Source organism: Nonomuraea muscovyensis, from assembly GCF_014207745.1.
In the GTDB taxonomy this organism is placed as follows: Bacteria; Actinomycetota; Actinomycetes; order Streptosporangiales; family Streptosporangiaceae; genus Nonomuraea; species Nonomuraea muscovyensis.
The window spans coordinates 25621-43980 of sequence record NZ_JACHJB010000003.1 but is presented as its reverse complement, the minus strand read 5'-3'; the positions used below and the strand labels follow the sequence as shown (position 1 = coordinate 43980).

General features: G+C 69.2%; 16 protein-coding genes, 1 tRNA gene and 3 pseudogenes. 14 read left to right on the top strand and 6 right to left on the bottom strand.

Features of this window, described 5'->3' with window-relative positions:
* Nucleotides 1-2 precede the first annotated feature (2 nt).
* Both FHU36_RS31770 and FHU36_RS31765 read left to right on the top strand, forming a co-directional pair.
* Nucleotides 3-872 carry a bile acid:sodium symporter family protein gene (locus tag FHU36_RS31770; protein WP_185087798.1) on the top strand — a complete coding sequence of 290 codons (870 nt, stop codon included), beginning with the start codon at nt 3-5 and terminating at the stop codon, nt 870-872.
* The gene (locus tag FHU36_RS31765) at nt 856-2322 is read left to right on the top strand and encodes an FAD-dependent oxidoreductase (RefSeq protein WP_185087797.1); all 1467 of its coding nucleotides are present in this window, start codon (nt 856-858) and stop codon (nt 2320-2322) included. Before FHU36_RS31770 ends, FHU36_RS31765 begins: the two co-directional genes overlap by 17 nt.
* A gap of 425 nt (nt 2323-2747) precedes the next feature.
* Here the strand turns inward: FHU36_RS31765 and FHU36_RS46965 are convergent.
* Nucleotides 2748-3649, bottom strand: a pseudogene (locus tag FHU36_RS46965) (IS5 family transposase); the annotation flags it as partial.
* Between the two features lie 247 nt (nt 3650-3896).
* Here FHU36_RS46965 and FHU36_RS31750 point away from each other — a divergent pair.
* From FHU36_RS31750 to FHU36_RS31715, 8 genes are all read left to right on the top strand, one after another.
* Nucleotides 3897-4403 (top strand): hypothetical protein, encoded by a 507-nt coding sequence (locus FHU36_RS31750; RefSeq protein ID WP_185087794.1) that lies wholly within the window; start codon nt 3897-3899, stop codon nt 4401-4403.
* Between the two features lie 402 nt (nt 4404-4805).
* Nucleotides 4806-4994, top strand: coding sequence for a hypothetical protein (locus FHU36_RS31745; RefSeq protein WP_185087793.1), 189 nt, complete (start codon nt 4806-4808; stop codon nt 4992-4994).
* Between the two features lie 69 nt (nt 4995-5063).
* Nucleotides 5064-5630 (top strand): RNA polymerase sigma factor, encoded by a 567-nt coding sequence (locus FHU36_RS31740; RefSeq protein ID WP_185087792.1) that lies wholly within the window; start codon nt 5064-5066, stop codon nt 5628-5630.
* Nucleotides 5623-6690 carry a CU044_5270 family protein gene (locus FHU36_RS31735; RefSeq protein ID WP_185087791.1) on the top strand — a complete coding sequence of 356 codons (1068 nt, stop codon included), beginning with the start codon at nt 5623-5625 and terminating at the stop codon, nt 6688-6690. Before FHU36_RS31740 ends, FHU36_RS31735 begins: the two co-directional genes overlap by 8 nt.
* 110 nt (nt 6691-6800) lie before the next feature.
* Complete coding sequence (locus tag FHU36_RS31730; protein ID WP_185087790.1) at nt 6801-7646, top strand: hypothetical protein; 846 nt, start codon at nt 6801-6803, stop codon at nt 7644-7646.
* A 218-nt stretch (nt 7647-7864) separates the two neighbouring features.
* Nucleotides 7865-8329, top strand: coding sequence for a recombinase family protein (locus FHU36_RS45085; protein WP_312891983.1), 465 nt, complete (start codon nt 7865-7867; stop codon nt 8327-8329).
* Nucleotides 8238-8480 (top strand): hypothetical protein, encoded by a 243-nt coding sequence (locus tag FHU36_RS31720; RefSeq protein WP_185088961.1) that lies wholly within the window; start codon nt 8238-8240, stop codon nt 8478-8480. The genes FHU36_RS45085 and FHU36_RS31720 overlap by 92 nt, the downstream gene beginning before the upstream one ends.
* A complete protein-coding gene (locus FHU36_RS31715) occupies nt 8477-8803 on the top strand; it encodes a hypothetical protein (RefSeq protein ID WP_185087789.1) in 327 nt (108 codons plus the stop codon). Before FHU36_RS31720 ends, FHU36_RS31715 begins: the two co-directional genes overlap by 4 nt.
* Before the next feature lie 48 nt (nt 8804-8851).
* Here FHU36_RS31715 and FHU36_RS31710 read toward each other — a convergent pair whose 3' ends face one another.
* On the bottom strand, nt 8852-12028 hold the full coding sequence (locus FHU36_RS31710; protein ID WP_185087788.1) for a S8 family serine peptidase: 3177 nt from the start codon (nt 12026-12028) through the stop codon (nt 8852-8854).
* A gap of 201 nt (nt 12029-12229) precedes the next feature.
* On the opposite strand from FHU36_RS31710, the pseudogene FHU36_RS45080 reads away from it, so the two are divergent.
* Nucleotides 12230-12463: pseudogene (locus FHU36_RS45080) on the top strand (tyrosine-type recombinase/integrase); the annotation flags it as partial.
* 910 nt (nt 12464-13373) lie between these two features.
* Here FHU36_RS45080 and FHU36_RS31705 read toward each other — a convergent pair.
* The 3 genes and pseudogenes from FHU36_RS31705 to FHU36_RS31700 all read right to left on the bottom strand — a co-directional run bounded on the left by FHU36_RS31705 (nt 13374) and on the right by FHU36_RS31700 (nt 15612).
* Nucleotides 13374-14285, bottom strand: coding sequence for a transposase (locus FHU36_RS31705; protein ID WP_185087787.1), 912 nt, complete (start codon nt 14283-14285; stop codon nt 13374-13376).
* 127 nt (nt 14286-14412) lie between these two features.
* A pseudogene (locus FHU36_RS47090) lies at nt 14413-14733 on the bottom strand (transposase); the annotation flags it as partial.
* 480 nt (nt 14734-15213) lie between these two features.
* Entirely contained in the window at nt 15214-15612 is a 399-nt protein-coding gene (locus FHU36_RS31700; RefSeq protein WP_185088960.1) for a hypothetical protein, read from the bottom strand.
* 297 nt (nt 15613-15909) lie between these two features.
* Between FHU36_RS31700 and FHU36_RS45070 the strand changes: the two genes are divergently transcribed.
* The 3 genes from FHU36_RS45070 to FHU36_RS31690 all read left to right on the top strand — a co-directional run bounded on the left by FHU36_RS45070 (nt 15910) and on the right by FHU36_RS31690 (nt 17609).
* Nucleotides 15910-16050: a hypothetical protein gene (locus FHU36_RS45070; protein ID WP_246503021.1), complete on the top strand. Its 141-nt coding sequence runs from the start codon at nt 15910-15912 to the stop codon at nt 16048-16050.
* Nucleotides 16051-16267: 217 nt separating this feature from the next.
* Complete coding sequence (locus tag FHU36_RS31695; RefSeq protein ID WP_246503020.1) at nt 16268-17200, top strand: tyrosine-type recombinase/integrase; 933 nt, start codon at nt 16268-16270, stop codon at nt 17198-17200.
* Nucleotides 17201-17378: 178 nt separating this feature from the next.
* On the top strand, nt 17379-17609 hold the full coding sequence (locus FHU36_RS31690) for a hypothetical protein (protein WP_185087786.1): 231 nt from the start codon (nt 17379-17381) through the stop codon (nt 17607-17609).
* Between the two features lie 195 nt (nt 17610-17804).
* On the opposite strand, the gene FHU36_RS31685 is transcribed toward FHU36_RS31690, so the two are convergent.
* Nucleotides 17805-17886, bottom strand: a tRNA-Tyr gene (locus tag FHU36_RS31685).
* Nucleotides 17887-18360: the final 474 nt, after the last annotated feature.

Genomic DNA, 18360 nt, shown 5'->3' with positions numbered 1-18360 from the left:
CCGTGGGGCCCCCGGTCGTCACCGCCGGCCTGGTCATGCTGCTGGTGGCGACCATGCTCACCATCGGCACCGCGCTCACCGTGGAAGGCTTCACCACCTTGCTGCGCCGCCCGCACGCGCTGGCGGCGGCCACCGCGGTGAACGTCGCCGTGGTGCCGGCTGTGGCGGTGGCGCTGGTGCACGGGCTGGCCCTGGACGGGCCGGTCGCCTACGGGATCGTGCTCGCCGCCGCAGCACCCGGCGGCGGCACCGGGACGCTGCTGGCCTACCACGCCCGCGGCGATCTGGCCCTGGGGGTCAGCCTGCAGGGCGCGCTCGCCGTGCTCGGACTGCTCGCCGTGCCCGCCTGGAGCCTGGCCGCGCCCTACGCCGGCGCGGCCATCGGCGGCGCCGCCACCGCCCAGGTGGTCGCCATGCTCATCGCCCAGCTGATCCCCATCGCAGCGGGCATGTGGCTGCGCGCCCGCCGACCGACCCTCGCCGAGCGGGTGCACAAGCTCAGCCGCAGGGTGGCCGACCTGCTGCTGGTGACGATGACCGGCTACATCCTCGCCACCACCGCCACCCAGCTGGCCGCCATCCCCGCCACCGGCTACGCCACCTTCGCCCTGCTGTCGCTGGTGTGCCTGGCCGCCTACGCCACCCCCGCCCTGGCCACCCCGGCCGCCCGGCGAGCGGTGGCGATGACCACCACCGTCCGCAACCTGTCGCTGGCGCTGCTGGTGGCCGGGCTGTCGGCCGACGCCACCCGGGTCAGCCTCACCGTGCTGGCCTACGCCCTGGTCATGTACGCCGTCGCCGCGCTCGCCCTCGTCCTCCTGCGCAAGAGCGCCCTGTTGGAAAGGATCTCGCCTGATGCCTCATCAGCCTGACCTCGTCCTGCCCGAAGTCGATCAGTCCGGCGCAGCTCTGCCGGTCGTCGTGATCGGCGCCGGGCCGGTCGGCTTGGCCGCGGCCGCCCACCTGATCGAGCGTGGCCTGCCCTTCGTCGTCCTGGAGTCCGGTCCCGTCGCCGGCTCCTCGGTGCGCCAGTGGGGACACGTGCGCATGTTCAGCCCGTGGCGCTACAACACCGACGCCGCCGCGGTGCGCCTGCTGCACGCCTCCGGATGGACGGCGCCCGACCTCGAGGCGCTGCCCACCGGCCAGGATCTCGTCTCCGCCTACATGGAGCCGCTGGCCGGGCTCGACGTCATCGCTCCGCAGGTCCGCTACGGGGCGCGCGTGTCCGCGATCAGCCGCCTGGACGTCGACCGGCTCCGGACAGCCGGCCGCGAGACCGCACCGTTCGTCGTGCGGATGCAGGACGGCAGCGAGATCACCGCGCGAGCGGTGATCGACGCCTCCGGCACCTGGGCGACCCCGAACGTGCTCGGCGCCAACGGCCTGCCCGCCCACGGCGAGCATGAGGCGGCCGACTGGATCGAGGACGCGCTGCCCGACGTGCTCGGCGCCGACCGCGACCGGTTCACGGGCAGGCACACGGTGGTGGTCGGGGCCGGACACTCGGCCGCCACCACGCTCCTCGCGTTCGCCGACCTGGTGGAGCAGGCGCCCGGCACCCGCGTCACCTGGGCCGTCCGCGCCGACGCGCCCGACCGCGCCTACGGCGGCGGGGACGACGACGCCCTGCCCGCCCGCGGCTCCCTCGGCTCGGGCCTGCGCCTGCTCGTCGACAAGGGCCTCGTCGAGCTGGCAGCGGGCTTCACGGTGAACGCCGTCCACGTCCTGAACAACGGCACCGTCGAACTCCGCTCCCGCCGGCCCGGAGCCCCCGACCGGACCATCAAAGCCGACCACGTCGTCGCCGCCACCGGCTACCGGCCGGACCACTCCATCGCCGCCGAGCTGCGCCTCGACCTGGACCCCATCCTCGGCACCACCCGCCTGCTCGCTCCCCTGATCGACCCCAACGACCACTCCTGCGGCACCGTCCGCCCCCACGGCGTCGACGAACTGGCCCACCCCGAGCCCGGCTACTACGCCATCGGAATGAAGAGCTACGGCCGCGCTCCCACCTTTCTGCTGGCCACCGGCTACGAGCAGGCCCGCTCCGTCGTCGCCGCCCTGGCCGGAGACTGGGCGGCCGCCCGCGACGTCCAGCTCGACCTGCCCGAAACCGGAGTCTGCTCGGTCACCCTGGCCGTGCGCGCCATCACCGACGACTTCGGCCTGCCGCCGGACACCCCCGCCAAGCTCGTCGCCGCCACCACCCGCCACCTCGACCGGCACACCAACCCCGCCGACGCGGTGATGGCAGCGGCGGCCGAGCTGGGCATCGCCCCTGCGGCAGCCGTCAAGCTGGCAGCCCTCGCCGGATAGCAGAGCGCGGTGATGGGTCGGCTCGGACCCATCACCGCGGCTCGGCTCCCGCTATCGCTCAGGCAGGTCCGTTGCGTGGCCCGCACTTCAGCGTCGTGCCTTCCCAGCGGCGCCCAGATCGAACGAGCCCACCGCCACGCCGTACGGCCACGCATCCGCGCCCACCTGGGGAAACGCCCTCGGATCCATCCCGTGTGCATCCCGACCAGCGACAAACGGCCCGCAACGCATACATGCAGTGCCAGATTTCACCATCCCTATCAAGGAACAGGAGGCGCGCACCCTCGCCCTCACACCCGCTCAGATCGCCTCACCGCTCGCCAGCCGACCATATGACCTCCGCCACGCGGCCGTCTCGCTCTGGCTCAATGGCTGCGTACCGGCTCCAGAAGCGAGGGCAGCGTCCGGCCGCCCGGCTTTGTTCGTCGCGCGGTGCGTTGAAGGCTTCGGATCCACAAGATGGCTCCTCGGAGATGAAGGCCAGCGAGATAGCTTTCGGGAGCCTTGTCGAAGCGGAAGGCCAACCCGCGCCACTCCTTGATCCGGTTGATGCAGTGTTCCACCGTGTTGCGCTGCTTGTAGAGATCCGGATCATGGCTGACCGGGCGTCCGCCGCGGGATCCGCGTTTCTTGCGGTGGACCGCCTGGGCGGCCTTCTCTAGGATGGCGGCCTTGATACAGCGCTTTCGCAGATAGGCGTGGTTGCGCGGGATGAGTACGCCCCGTCGGCGGCCACCGCACCCGGGCGGGTGCGTGGTCGGCCGACAGGCAGGCGGACCTTGATCCGGGCCAGGACGGCGCGAAACTGCGGACTGTCTCCCGCCTGGCCGGGGGTCAGGACGAAGGACAACGGACGACATCGCCGGTCGGCGGACAGGTGGACCTTGCTGGTCAGCCCACCTCGCGAGCGGCCCAGCTCGGCCGCCTTCAGCCGGATACTGCGCCGCAGTCGTAACCGCCGGCGTCCGTCCCCGTACGTGTCCCCGCCTTCACCGCCATCTTCGCCACCGGGTCCGCCGTCTTGAGGGTTTTGCCCCTTCGGCGCAGCCCTCTTTCCTGTTCGGCGGCCTCCTCCAGCGCCTTGAGCAACTCGCCGTCAAGGCCATCCGGCGGCATGGTGGTGGGCGCGGACCGTAGTGGAGTCCACACTGACCAGATCGAGGTCGGCTTGCCCGCGGGCCGCGGCACCAGGGATCACCGCCTGCCTCAGGTGCTCGAAGACGCCCGCCATCGCCCACGACCGGAACCTGTCGTAGACGGTGGACCACGGCCCGTACTCGGCGGGCAGATCCCGCCACGGGCTGCCGGTGCGAAGGCGCCACATCATCGCGTTGGACAAGCCGGCGCGCCATCGGCTCCGCCATGGACAGCAGTTCGGCCAGCAGGTTCGAGCGCAGGTTGAGGAGATGATCGCCGCGATCTAACGGCTGGCTCTAACCAGCGGCCTCGACACGCTATGGCGGCATAGCCGTTCGCCGTGCGCGCAGTCGGAGGGCGTAGCGTGGACCGTTGTGACGTACCAGGACGCGCCGGCCGACCCACCGCACGATGGCCCACACGACACGGTGGCTCCGGTGACGGCGCTGGTCGACGCCTGCCGACACTTCGCCACCCACGTGCGGCTGCTGGCCGACCAGCTCGGCGCGATCGAGCTGAGCGACGACGACGTCGAGCTGGTCCACGACGCCGTGCATCAGGTTTTCACCGCGGCCGGGCTGGCGGCCGCGGTGGCCACCGGCCTGCAACGGCACACTGGCGAACAGGACTGCCCGCACTACAACGTCCTCACCGACGCCGAGTGGGCTCTGCTGGCCGAGGGCGGCAGGCACGAGCGCAAGGCCGTCTACGGGTGCGAACTGCAGCCCGGTCACCCGGGCGCCCACGCGGCGCACGTCCAGGTGCTGCCCGGGCCGGACCGGTTCGTCTGGATCCGCTGGGACCTCCGCGCCCGCGAGCTCCTCACGCTGCCGCCGTGCCCGGCCGAACGCGCCGACCCCCACCCCGACCCGCGCTCCCCGTATGCGGACGAGCCGGCGCGGTGCAAGCTGTTCGAGGGGCACGTCGGACCGCACCGCTACTAGCCTGGAGCACTGCTCTACCACTTCTGGCGCGGCCACCCTTTCTCGCGCCCCATACGCCGACATCAACGCCTCGGCCATGGTCTTCACCATGGATCGCAACACATCGGGGTTGCTTGCCTCGATCTGCTTCGCCAGCCACTGCTCAGGCGTCACACTGCTGTCTACGGCCATCGCCATCTCCTTTGATCTTCGATTGCACTCGAAGGATCACGCGATGGCCGTCTTCATCTCACGACACCACGCCTGTCACCAGGCCAAACTCTTGCACCACTCCCGTGGCCGCAGCCCCGAGCACGAGTCGGAGACCCGCCCCGGCGTCCTGGCCACGGGACCGTCCCCGCGCGTGCGCGGGAGACACGTCCCCAGACTGCACCACGCCGCGCGACAGAGGACCATCCCCGCGTGCGCGGGGAGCAGGCCGCTCAGGTGCAGCGTGCGTGGTTGCGCCGGGACACCCGCGTGTCCGCCGGTGAAGCGGCCCTCTGCCCCCAGCGCTGCACCGGGCCGGCCGGGCGGCGCCGCCTGCTGCACGGCGTCAAGGGGGTACGGCTGGGGCCGCGGCTGAGCAGAAATCGCAGGGCTCCGGTGTGAACTTTGCGGCGGAGCAGCGGTAAGAACAGGCGAATCTGCCCGCACCCGCGCGAAGGAGCTGAACCGTTCATGGCCGAACCGGCGACAGCCGAGGCCGCCGACACCGACCTGATCCGCCGCTCCCTGCGGGAGCCGCAGGCATTCGCCGCGCTGTTCGACCGGCATGCTCCCGCCCTGCACCGTTACGCGGCCCGCAGGCTCGGTCCGGAAGCGGCCGAGGACGTGGTCTCCGAGACGTTCCTGGCGGCGTTCGAGCACCGGCACCGCTACCGGTCCTGCCAGGCCGACGCCCGGCCCTGGTTGTACGGCATCGCCTCGAACGTGATCGGCAAGAGGCGCAGGCGCGAGGCGGCCCGTTACCGGGCGTACGTGCGTGGTGGCGTACACCCGGTGGAGATCGGCGGCGGGCTGGTGGAGGACGGCGTGAGCACGCTCGCGGTGAACAAGCCGCTGGTGGCGGCCCTGGCCGGGTTAGGCGCCGGCGACCGGGACACGCTGCTGCTGGTGGCGTGGGCGGGGCTGACGTACGAGGAGGTGGCCGAGGCGCTGGACGTCCCGGTCGGGACTGTCCGCTCCCGGCTCAACCGGGCGCGCAAGAAGATCCGGCAGGCTCTGGAAGGGACAGACCATGAATGAGATGGAGGAGCTCGGCCGCCTGTGGGCCGACACGCCCGAGCCGAGCGCGCACGACCTGGCGGCCTCCCGGGCTGCCCTGATGTCCACGGTCGCCCGTCCCGGCGGACGGGGAGTGCTCGCCCGTCCGCGTGGCCGTGGGGTGCTCGCCCGTTCCGGCGCCTTCCTGCGTACCAGGCGAGTCGCCCTGGCCGGCGCCATGGCGGCGGCACTCACCGTCGGCATCCTCGCCGCCCAGGTGGGCCTGGGCGGCTCCGATCCGGGCAACCCGCTCGCCGCGCCTCCCGCCGACGCTCAGACGCTGCTCAAGCTGGCCGCGCGGGCCGCCGCCGAGCAGCCGGACACAGTGCCGGCCCGCGGCCAGTACGTGCACACCAGGAGGCTGACCCAGCGCAGCCTGTTCACGGCGGACGAGGCCGGCACGCTGCAGTACAGCAAGGTGCTGGTCAACGAGGAACGCTGGGAGGCCGCCGACGTCGGCAGACCCTGGCTGAGCCGCGAGCAGGCCGTGTCGGCCACGGGACCGGCGCCCCGCAACCGCTGGGACCATGGCGTCGAGGACACCGTGTACGAGCCCGCGACCTGCCCCGGCCAACCGGCCTACGCTCGGCTGCGCAGCTGGCCCACGGACCCCGCGCAGGTGCGCGCGAGGATCGTGGCCGACACGGGCGCGGATCCGCTGCGCATGTGGTCCTCCCTCCAGGGCCTGGTCGCCGAGTCGGTGGTTCGCCCCAGCCTGAGCGCCGCGCTCTACCAGGTGGCCGCGGGGCTGGACGGCATCGTGCTCATCCCCGGCACCGTGGACGTCGCCGGCCGGCCCGGCCTGGCCGTCGGGATGGACCAGGGCGACGGCACTCGCTCGGACCTCATCTTCGACGGGCGCACCTATCGCTACCTGGGCGAGCGCACGGTGAACACCAGGGACAGAAAGGCGAAACTGCCCTTCGGCGAGGTCATCAAGAGGAAGGGCACGGCGAACGGCACCGCGGTGCTCACCGTCGATGTCGTCCCCGGTCTGCCCGAGGTGTCGCCGAACGCGTCCCGCATGCAGATCCCCTGCTGAGACTTTCCCCGATCCGGCCTTTAGGCCGGAAGTTCTGTTTCGCATGCCGCTGTTGCGCATGCGCCCGTTTCGCATGCGCGGTTTCGCATGCCCAAGTGAAGGAGCAAACCATGTTGATCGCAGCGAAGGCCGTCGCAGCCACCCTGCTCATCGGTACGTTCAGCGGTCTCCCCTCGCCGGAGACGCAGGCCGCCTACGAGAAGAAGGCCGCCATGGAGGAGACCAGGGTGGCCTGCATGCAGGAGAAGGGGCTCACCTACCTGGCCGAGCCGATCGTCAAGCGCAAGTGGCAGCCGGGAGAGCTCGAGCGGCTGGCCGGCGACCATGAGGCGCTGCGCGCGTACCGGGCCAAGTACGGGTTCGGCGTCTGGTCCAAGCTGGTCTATCCGCGTGACCCGGCGGTCAACCCGGTGTCCGGGGAAAGCGTGAACAACAAGAACCTGATGGCGATGCCGGCGGACGAGCTCAAGAAATGGCGCGCGGCCGACGACGCCTGCTTCGCCGAGGCGGCCGAGAAGCACCTGGGCCTCACCGTCACCTCGCAGCGGGGCGACTACCTCACCCAGCTCAACGCGGCACTGGACAAGTCCGTGGCCGCTCTCGACAAGGACGAGCGGCTCGCGCAGCTCGGTAAGCAGTTCGGCGCGTGCCTCGACATCAGCGACACCAGGCCTTCGGCCCTGGCCGAAGGCGGTCGGTCGGCGTTCACGAAGCAGGCCACGCAGGTCGCCAAGAAACTGCGCAAGAGCCCGCTGCCGAAGGTGCCCGAGGGCCGCACCCTGGCCTTGATGCCGCAGCTGAAGCCGGAGCAGGCCAAGCCGTACCTGGAGAAGGAGATCAAGGCGGCGCTGAAGGACCTGGAATGCGGCAAGTCCTTCTACGCCGCCTACTCGCCCAGGGCGAAGGCGGCCAAGGAGCAGGTGTACCAGAGGTTCGCCGTGGACTTCGCGCTCTGACCGGGGCGGGCGCGGGGGTCTGGTCGCTCGGGGCAAGCGAGCGACGTTCGAGGTGATGGAGGGGGCCGTTCACAGCTCGGTGAACGGTCCCCTTCGTCGGAGCCGGCACCCGAACGTGGGCCGCCTCCTCCCGCGCCGCCGGCACAGTCGGCGGCCTCTTTCACGCCGCCGCGCCCGCGGAAGCGGCGATCCCGCTGGAGCGGACCCGGGCGAAGGTCGTGCGATGGCGGGCGGGACGCTCGGATGTGGCCGTCACTGACGCGTCCGTCTACGACTGGAACAACCCGTTCGGGCGGCGGTTCCTGCAGACCCTGGCCATGGTCGCCGAGTTCGAGGCCAACCTCGGGCACCTGCGAACCCGCGAAGGCATGGCCTGGCGAAGAAGAACGGCAAGCTCAGTCGGCCCACGGCATCCAGCCACCGGACACCTCGCAACGGGACCTCGCCGAGCTGCGCGAGGGCCGCGTCGTCATCACCATATCCGTACCGGCGCACGAGCCTCCCGAGCACCTGCGGCGCCAGGCGGCGCAGCAGGTCCTCGATCGTGTCGTCGCTCATCGCAGACGGAATCAGTGGCCGGAACCCCAGCACGTGGCCGAGGCGGTCCTGCGCGAACACGACGTAGATCTCGGCACTGCGAAGCGCGGCCGGGGCTGGACCAATGCCACATGGCTGACCGATGAGTTTGTCGTGCGAGTGGCGACCAAGCCAGGAACTGCCGACTTGCTCCGCGAGGCACGGCTGGTGAGGCTGCTTCCTGCGGAAGTCGGCTATCCCCCCATCATCGATGCAGGCGTCTGGCAAGGTCATGAGTGGGTGCTGTCCCGCCGTTGACGCGCTCGCCGGCCCTCGCCGCGGGCACGGTGTCCGTGCTGATCTCGCTGGGCGGCGGCGTGGCCGAGGCCGCCGACACGGCCCGCGTCGCGCGGGTGTCGTGCAACGCCCCCGGCGCCGGCGACACCACCGTGTGGGGCAAGTGCTGGAACAACGACAACAGGACCGGCGAGGCGCGGCTCGTCTACTGGTGCAAGAACGCGCTCAACAACGGCGCCAGGCAGCACAGCGCGGGCTGGAAGAAGATCAAGCCCGGCAAGACGGTCGAGTTCGTGGGCGAGTGCACGTCCAAGGCGCGCGACCCGGCGTTCCACGTCCGCTGACCTGGCAGGTGTCCCTGCCCGAACGGGTGCCGGGCAGGGATCCTGGCGTCAGCCCACCGCGTACGCGCGCGTCACGGTCTGCGTCACACGGCCGCCTCGGGTGTCGGCGACAGTGGCGCGCAGGGATAGGTACCCGGTGGTAGCCGGGTTGGCCAGCAGCGCGGCCCAGCCGGAGCCGGACGGGACCACCGGCACCGGACGCCAGCTTCCGCCGTCGTCGAACGACGCCTCCAGCTTGATCGTCCTGACCCGCGCCTCTTCCGCGCCGGGGTTGCGCTCGACACGGATGGGAATTCGAGTCAGCGACCGGGGCTTGGCGCGATTGTGGTCGTCCAGCCCGGCGGGGACGTAGCGGACCGCCATCAGGGGCAGCGCTCGCGCCTCGGCGGTCCGCTCCGAGCGGAACGTCCACACCGACTCGATGCCCGTGGACAGAGTGCCCTGCCGCTGGGCGGACGCGGTCAGCGTGTAGTCGGCCGCCTCGGCTGGGAGCTGACGGGCGTCCAGCAGGCATCGGGCGGGCTGGAGGTAGGCGCACCCGGCCAGGTCCGCCCTGGCGAGCACCGCACCGCCGCGGGCCAGGGTGAGCGTGCCGGTGGTGGCGCTGTCGGCGCCGGTGAGGGAGGCTGCGTCGGTGAAGAGCCGGTCGGCGCTGAAACGCAGCCGGTCACCGTCGCGATCGCCGGCCGGTGTGCCGAACGCGGGGCCGGTCACGGCGGCGTTCCAGGTCTCCTTGACGGTGCCGCGTTTGAGGACCCCGGTCGTGCCGGCCACGACGTGCGTGCCCGTCCACACCTCCGTCGTCCAGGCGAACCCGGGCGTCCGGTAGTGCGTCATCGTCCCGGGCAGGTCCATGGCGGGGCTGGGGTAGGGGAAGACGAGGTTCCAGGGGTGCCCCGGAAGCCGGACGCCCACGTATGCCCGGGCCTGGGCGGCCGTGCCGGGAGCCCGGTAGCTCGCCTCCACCTTCACCAGCTCGCTCGTCCGCGCCGTGTAGGTGGGGTCGTCCGGGATGCCATTCTCGTGGTAATGGACCAGGTCGTAGCGGTACGGGCTCGGCCGGGTGTCTTTCTTGTGCCAGACGGTCCTGGCCAGGTACGTCAGACCCGACGTTCTGACAGGGAGCGCGTAGTAGGTCATCCCGCCGCCGCCGACCATGAACCCGAACATCCAGGACCCGTTGATCAGGTTCATCTCCAGCAGATCGGCCTGCTGAGCGGTCGGCTCGTCCACCGCGAACCTCACCGCCCTGCCCTCCCGCACGTCGAGCGTCACCTCGCGGTCGGCGTCGGTCAACGGCACGGCCTGGTGCGCGGTCATGGTCACCTCGTCGTCGCCCACGTCGGCGTAGAGGTTCCAGTCGCCCTTCGGCAGGCGGACCTTCGCCACGCCACGCTGGAAGAACAGCAGCTCCCAGCGTCCGGTCTTGAGGTCGTAGACCTCGCCGGAGCTCACGAAGAGCGGCTGGCCCTCCTTGCCGACGGCCTTGACGGTCAGGTCGTACGACTCGGGCTCCACGTACGCGCCCGCGAGGGTGCGCATCACGATGTCGCCGGACCTGGCGGTGACGGTGGCCGGGTAGTCGCCGGGGGCCTTGCCCTCGGCGTGGATCGTCAACGTGACCGAGGCCTCCCCCTTGGCGGGCACCTCGAGCCGCTGGTGCTCCAGGCGCAGCACGTCGTTGGAGGTGGTGAGGTCCAGGGTGATCGGGGTGTCGCCGGAGTTGGTGTAGGTGAGGGTCTTGGTGGCCACCCGCTCCCCCGTGCCGTTCCAGGGGAACGCCGCCCACACGTTGCCGGTCGTCTCCACCACGGGCTGGGCCAGGGCGCGGACCAGGTCCACCTTGCCCGCCCCCTCCTGGTACGGCGTGGCGCTCCCGTTCGGGGCGGCGCTGCCGATGAGCGCCGCCTTCAGCCGTGCCCCGTTCCAGTCGGGATGCCGCTGCGCCAGGATCGCCGCCGCGCCCGCCACGTGCGGCGCCGCCATCGACGTGCCACTGTGCGCCACGTACGACCCGTCCGCGGTGCCCGCCGCGGCGGCGGCCGTGATCTCCACACCCGGCGCGGTCACGTCCGGCTTGATCGCGTGATCGCCCTTGCGGGGCCCGGCGCTGGAGAAGGACGCCTTCATGTCGTCCCGATCCACCGCGCCCACGGTCAGAGCGGCGTCGGCGCTGCCGGGACTGCCCACCGTCCCGGCGAGCCCGTCGTTCCCTGCGGAGATCACGAACAGCGCGCCGATCCGCTCCGACAGCGTGTCGACCGCCTGCTCCAGCGGGTCCGCGTCGGGCGTGTCCGGGCCGCCGAGGCTCATGTTGACGACCTTGGCCTTGACCTCCACGGCGGCCCACTCCATGCCGGCCAGAATGTGGGACTCGAACATCATCCGATCCCCCACCTTGCCGAGGGCGATCTTCGCGTCCGGGGCCACGCCGCGCTGCTTCTCTCCCGCGCCCGCGACGATCGACGCCACATGCGTGCCGTGGCCCACGTTGTCCCGCGCGTCGGTGCCACCGGTGAAGTCCCGCGCCTGCGTGACCACACCCTTCAGATCGGGGTGGTCGGGGTCGTAGCCGGAGTCCAGCACGGCCACCGTGACGCCCTTGCCCGTCAGGCCCTGCTGCCACGCCTGCGGAGCGCCGATCTGCTTGACGCTCCGGTCCAGGCTGAACGAGCGCTTGCCGTCCAGCCACAGCTTCGTCTTCCCGCCGCTCAACGTCCGGGCGCCGCCGACCAGGCCCTTCCACGCCTCGGCCGCGCTCTCCTTCGGCACCTGCATGGCCGACATGCCCAACTGGGACAGGTGCCCGGCCTGCCTCGCGCTCCGCGGGGCGGGCACGTCCCCCTGCGCGATCAACGGGATGTCGCCCCGCCGATCGTCGCCGTACCCCCACTCCAGCAGCTGCGTCACGTCGAACAGCCGCTCGTCCAGCACCCCCTGCGCCACCAGCGCGAACGCGTCGGACGGATAGACATGCAGGTGCCCGTCACGGTACCGGGTGGAGTAGCGGACCCGCCTGCCCGGCCCCGGCTCCACCCGGTGACCGGCGGGGGTGACGACAACCCGGTCGCCGGTGAGCAGGGTCACCGTGCCCGACCGGCCGCTCCCCTGCTGCGCGACCGCCTGCCCGGAGTCCTGCCCGCCGGGATCGTCGGGCGCCTGCACGGTCGCGAATCCCACCGACCCGGCCAGGACGGCGGCGACCAAGCCACTGCCTAAGCTCATGCGCACCTCTCCGATGATTGAAGATCGACACGAGGTATTACCGCCGGGCGGCTATAGAGTTCATGACGTTTCTCCGGGCCTCTCCTGAAACGCGCCCACGGAGCCGGACATCTGCTGAGATGTGACCAAGCAACCAAGAGAGGGCGACATCGGTTACCACCGCCGGAGCAGCGCTCGCCTCTGGCAGAAGGCGGGGCATCAGCGCTCAGCACGGCCGAGGCCCCTTCACCGCTCGCGGAGCGCCCGTACGGCCTTCGCCACGCCTGCGTCTCCACCTGGCTCAACGCCGGGGTCCCCGCCCCCCAGGTTGCCGAATGGGCCGGGCACGGTGTGCACGTGCTTCTGCGGGTCTATGCCAAGTGCGTTGTTGGCCAAGACGCCGTCGCCCGCAGGCTCATCGCCGACGCCCTGGTGCCACGTCAAGAGGCCAACTGACGCCGACGCGCATACGACGCGAGCACCCATAGAGCGCCGTTGATGGCCATGGACAGCTGGCTACAACAAGGCCCTTCACCGCGCTTTCGCTGGTGAAGGGCCTCTTTCTGCTGGTGTGGCAGGTGCAAGGTTCGAACTTGCGTAGGCTGAGCCGACTGTTTTACAGCGGGCCGACGTTCCTCACTGCATCAGGCCTCTGACCTCGGGGTACGACTCTCGCTTTCTGATGCCAGGGAAGATCATCCCGCGTATGTCCCGCGAGGCTGAGCCAGCCAGGGTCACCCCTGAACCTGCAGACTAAAAGCTCGATCTTGGCCGGTTCCGCGTAGTTCAATGCAGCCAGAGACCATACGTGGTCCGTTCTGAATCGCGTGAGACTCCCTGGAAATGCAACGGCGAATGCCACGAGCGGGATCCTTAGACTGGGGCGTCAGCGCTGCCGTATGGCCCCTTCGATGCGCAACCCCAAGCCAACCAGGACCACGAGCGCAAAGACTCCGAGAACTTGCCAGGAAGGCTTTCCGCCTGCCCAGAAAAGTGCACCGACACAGAGCCCGAGACCCGCAGCAAGGAGTACGCTGCCCCAGGTACGGACGGTGTCAATCTTCTCGGGCTCCGTCGGTGGCGTTGTATGGAGCACGGTTCACTTCTTCCTCAAAGGAGTCACGATAGGAGCATCCCATTCGATCAACAGCTGGGAAGCCTTGCATTTCCTCACGGGTTCCCCTATCTGATCGTCCCATCGCCGTCGCCCCACCCGGCAGGGAAGCGGGCCAAGGGCTGGAGGTGAAGGTGGAGCTCCCCACCGGAAGAACGACCTTCACCTCCAGCCCTTGGTCTGCTGGGCTTGTCCTGGGGCGACGGCGACGGGACGATCAGGCTTCCACCTCAACCCCGTGACTTCCTTGGTTTATCGCGATCCGGTGGCGGCTTGGTGGCGGGCGGCGGACTGCAGGTCGTGGTGCGGGCGGATGGTCACGATGCGGCCGGTCTTGGCGGTGGTGCATCGATCGCGCAGCGGACAGGCGGCGCATAACCCGGTGAAGGCGGCGCGGCGTTGCTGGTAGCGGCCCGCGGCGGCGGCGAGCGGGACAGTGTGCCCGGCGGGGCAGGTGACCGTGCCGGCGCTGGTGTCGATGACGAAGTCGTCCAGAGTGAACCCGCCGACCACGGCGGGCTTGAGCGCGGGCGGTTTGATCAGCAGCCGGTGTCCGGCGTCGGTGAGAGTGGCGCGCAGTTCGGCGGCGGCGTAGGCGGCATCGGCCAGGATCTGCAGCGGGCCACGTTCGGCGGCGAGCAGGTCAGGGGCAACAGCGGCCTCGTGATGGGCGGCGCCGGCGCCGGGGCGCAGCGTGATGGCGGTGAACAGTCCGGTCTCCGGCTCGACGGCCAGGTGGGCCTTGTAGCCGTCGTCACGCTGCTGACCACTCTTGTGGATGTGACGGGCCTCGGGATCGACGGTGGAGATGATCCGATCGGGTGCGGTGCGACGGGCGATCCGCCATCGTCCGTCGGTGCCATCGGAGCCGTCGGCGGGCTCGACGTCCTGGCCGGCGATCAGGGCCAGCAGGCCGACCGCGTGCCCGGCTGACTCGTCCAGGTCCTGGCCGCTCAGGTGGTCCAGCAGGGTGAGCGCGTCGGTGACCAGTCCGCTCACCAGGGCGGTCTTGGCTTCCTCATCGTCCCAGGCAATCTTCGGCTTGCCGGGGTCGGTGTAGTCGTGGGCGTGACAGTGCGCCGCCACCAGCGCGGTCGCGCCGGGCACCTGGCGGGCCACCCGGCGGATCGCGGCGATCAGCTGGGTGATGGGTAGCGACCGCATCCAGCAGCACCGCCGAATCCAGCGCCCGTCGAGTCCGGCCCGCCAGCACCCCGGTCTGCTCCACCACGGTGCGGACGGTCTGAAAGATCCGGTCAGGTTCCGACGAGCGAGCCAGCCGACGCCGGAAATACGTCAGCAGCGACGGATCGAACCCCTGGTCATACAGGCCAAGCCCGCAGGCGGCCTTCCAGCGTAGGTCGAACCGCAGCGCCGCGACCGCCTCCTCATCGGACAATCCATGCAGCGCCTGCAGCACCACCACCGTTGCCAGCAGGCCCGGCGGCACCGACGGGCGCCCGTTGGCCGGCGCGTACATGTCCGCGAACGACTCCGACGGGAACAACAACCGCTGGTGTTCGGCCAGGAACGCGAACACGCTCCCGGCCGGAATCAACTCCCGGCACGTGACCCACACCTCAGGCCCGGCCGGAGCCCTCCGACGGCCCATCATGACCCGAGTGTGAATTCCCGAGCCCGATCTGGCCTGACCACCAAGATCTTCAGGACATTCCTAGCTAGGGACCTATTCGGCTATATGCAGATCGTGGACCGGTGGACAGACAACGCCGCAGCGGGCCTCGGACTGTGAACCTGCGGAGTGAGGCGTATCGCCCTACTCCGCAGGCCTATCACTTTCCGCCAGCTCGATCTTGAGTCGTTTCCGGGGCCCACATCACGAGTACCTGTAGGCCCAGGACGCTGGTCGTCACAACGATGATCGCAATTGCCAGGCCAATGCCCAAGCCGCTCTCCAGGCCACCTCAGAGTATGACGCCAGAGATCAACAACCACATGCGCTTCTGGGATCTGGGCAACCACACAAGCAGACGCTGGGCGGGGACGGGCGAGAGAACCTCACTGAATGTGGCCAAGCAGAGCGAAGAGGGCCGTACGGGCATCTATCTTGCCCGTACGGCCCTCCGTTGCACTAGAACCTCGGAACAACTTGCTGTGTTGCCCGGTCTATAATCTGCCGCCCATTCAAGGGGTTCTTCAGGTCAAAGCGAACCTCGCGTTGGTATCCAATGGATAGAGTGGCGATGCCTTCTTCCCATGGAAAGCGCGGTTCGCACTCATTGCGGGCCTCTACGCCAATCACTACCTGATTGCTGGTCTCGGAAACCTGTTTGCTGGTGACCACTTGACAGGAGGTTCCATCAGGCGCTGGTTCGCTGGTGAGAATTATCGCCGTTATTGTGCGACCATCTGCTCCTACAACGGCGGATTCGATGGGGTACCAGTGCGCTTGCTGGCCGCATCCCATAGAGAGCGCGATGCAGATTTCCGCTACCGTAAAGCCCAGTATGCGGGTCGCATAAATCGCCATTGCCTGCTCTCGATCGCATTAGCCGACTTTCCGCTTTTTGATGTCGCCGCCGAAAAGTTCGACTGCAACTCGAATATCCGTAAAATATGCAGTACAGGGCCCGTTGGCGATTTCCTTGCCTCCGCTGATTATGCCCTTTGCTGTGATGTAACCTTGGGCGGGCCCGTCTGCGACGGTAGTGCAAACAGGGCCGCCGGAGTCGCCGGGTATGTTCCGGAGTGCAGCATGACGACCTCGTACGACGTGAAGTTCTGGGAGATCCGGCGGAACAAGTCCAGCAAGTCGCCCTCCTAGGAGGTGCGTTGGAAGGTCGGCGGCCGGGAGAGGTCCAAGACCTACAAGACCAAGGCCCTCGGCGAGAGCTTCCTCACCGACCTGCGGCAGGCCGCACGACGGGGAGAGGCATTCGATCTGGAGACGGTCTTCCCCAGTCGATGATCAAGGCCAAGGATGCCCGGACGGTCCTCGACTTCGTGAAGGCATACGTCGAGGCGCGCTGGCCGCACGCGGCTGCCAAGAGCCGTGACAGTATGTCCGACGCCCTGGCCACGGCTCTCCCGGCACTGACGACGAGCAAGGCAGGGCGGCCGGACGCCATCGTCCTCCGTACTGCCCTGCGCCAGTACATCCTTCTGCCCGAAGACAAGCGGCCCCGATGCCCGCCGACATCGCACGGGCCGTCCGCTGGCTGGAAGCCGCAGCGCTCACTATGGGGGCCCTGAACGAGACCAAGGCCGTCCGCCCGGCCCTGGACGCCCTCACGCTACGCCTCGACGGCAAGAAGGCCGATGCCAACACGATCAAGCGGAAGCGCGCCATCCTGCACCACGTCTTCGAGTACGCCGTCGAGCTGGAAGAGCTGCCGTCCAACCCGCTGCACCGCATCAAGTGGAAGCTCCCGAAGCCCACCGAAACAGTGGATCCACGAGTCGTGGTCAACCCTCGCCAAGCCCGCGAACTGCTCGTGGCACTCACCTACGTCGGCAAGCGTCAGCGCGGCGGAAGGGGCCGGGGACAGCGGCTGATGGCCATATTCGCCGCACTCCCGCCCGGCGAGGCCGTCAGCCTCCGCGAGCAGAACTGCCACCTCCCGCCGCAAGGCTGGGGACGGCTCATCCTCGACGGCTCACGCCCAGAGGTCAATCGCCGGTGGACCGACACGGGGGACGCTCACGAGCTGCGCGGTCTCAAGCATCGGGGTCAGGATGACGTCCGCCGCATCCCGATCCCTACGGAACTGGTCAAGATCCTTCGGCAACACATTGCGGAGTTCGGCGTCGCCCCTGACGGGCGGCTGTTCCGCAGTGAGCGCGGCGGCGTGGTCGCCTCGACGGCCTACACTGAGGTTTGGCAGGAGGCCCGTATCCTCGCCCTCACACCCGCCCAGGCCGCCTCACCGCTCGGCCGGCGACCGTACGACCTCCGGCACGCGGCCGTCTCGCTCTGGCTCAACGGCGGCGTACCCGCCCCGGAAGTGGCGGCCCGCGCCGGCCATGGAGTGGATGTTCTGCTCCGCGTCTATGCCAAGTGCATCGACGGCCAGGAGGAGATCGTCAACCAGCGGATAGCGGACGTACTGACCGCATGAGATCACGAGCAGCACTACTCGAAGGGCTCCGGCTCCCCGGGGCCTTTTCGACGTTGAGTGCAGATGTCAGGTGACGCGGTATCTGGCCGTTGTGGCCAGAGAGTTGGCCAGTGCCAGTTGAAGTGGCCAAATCCTCACCGCTACTGGATCTTGATATCCGTGTGGGATGCTCACGCCCGTGACCGAACCGGAAGACGGATCCCAGACCAGCTGGCGCCGCTACGAAACCTCCAAAACCATCGGACTGGCCGGCCTCGCCGCCATCGTCCTAGGTGTGCTGCTCGCCATCATCCAGGCGAATATCAAATCGAGCGATTCGCCCTTATGGGTGACCATCTTCATCGGGGTCGCTCTGGTAGGCGTCGGCCTTCGCATCGAGGCCGCGATCCGCGACCGGTCGCGACGCTGAGTCCAGTGGCTGTCGGCCCTCCCAGATCATCCCGCGCGTACTTCGGATCACGGGTGTCTACCTGGGAAGACGGGACGTGATCCATCCCGCATCTATCCCGTGACCAGCGACAAACGGCCGCTCGGAGCTGCCTACGGCTGCACACCCCTGAAACGCAGAAGAGGCCCCGAAGGGCCTCTGAGCTGCACTTACTGCTGGTGGCAGGTGCAAGGTTCGAACTTGCGTAGGCGAAGCCGACGGTTTTACAGACCCGCCGCGATAAACGCCCTGACCTGCCGAAACTCCTCGACCCGCCATTCCTTGGCCGCGTATTAGCCGCAACAAGCCTCAGACGCCGTACGCTTGCCATCCACGGGTTGCCTGAACATCCCATAGGCCCGGGGAGCATTGCGGTGGCGCGACTGCGCGTTCGCCGGTCCTCTTGGACCACCTCCGCGTGCGCGGGGATGGTCCCAGTGCCAAAGCCGCATGGCACAAAGTGGCGGTGATCGCGCTGGCGCTGCAGGGCGGGGACCATCCCGGCATGCGGTCGTGATCACGTCTGCTGCGAAGAGGTTGGTGGTTTCCCCAGGGAAGCGAATCGACAAGCAGGCCAGGCTAGGGCTGATCGATTCGCGAGCGTCAGGGCAGCCGTCCTCCTCGCACATGCGCACTCTGGTTCTGGTGGATGTCCTGGTGATTGACCTGGGGGCCAGGGTCATGGTTCGCAGCTACCCGGTGCCCGTGCGCTGGTGTCGGATGCATGGGCATC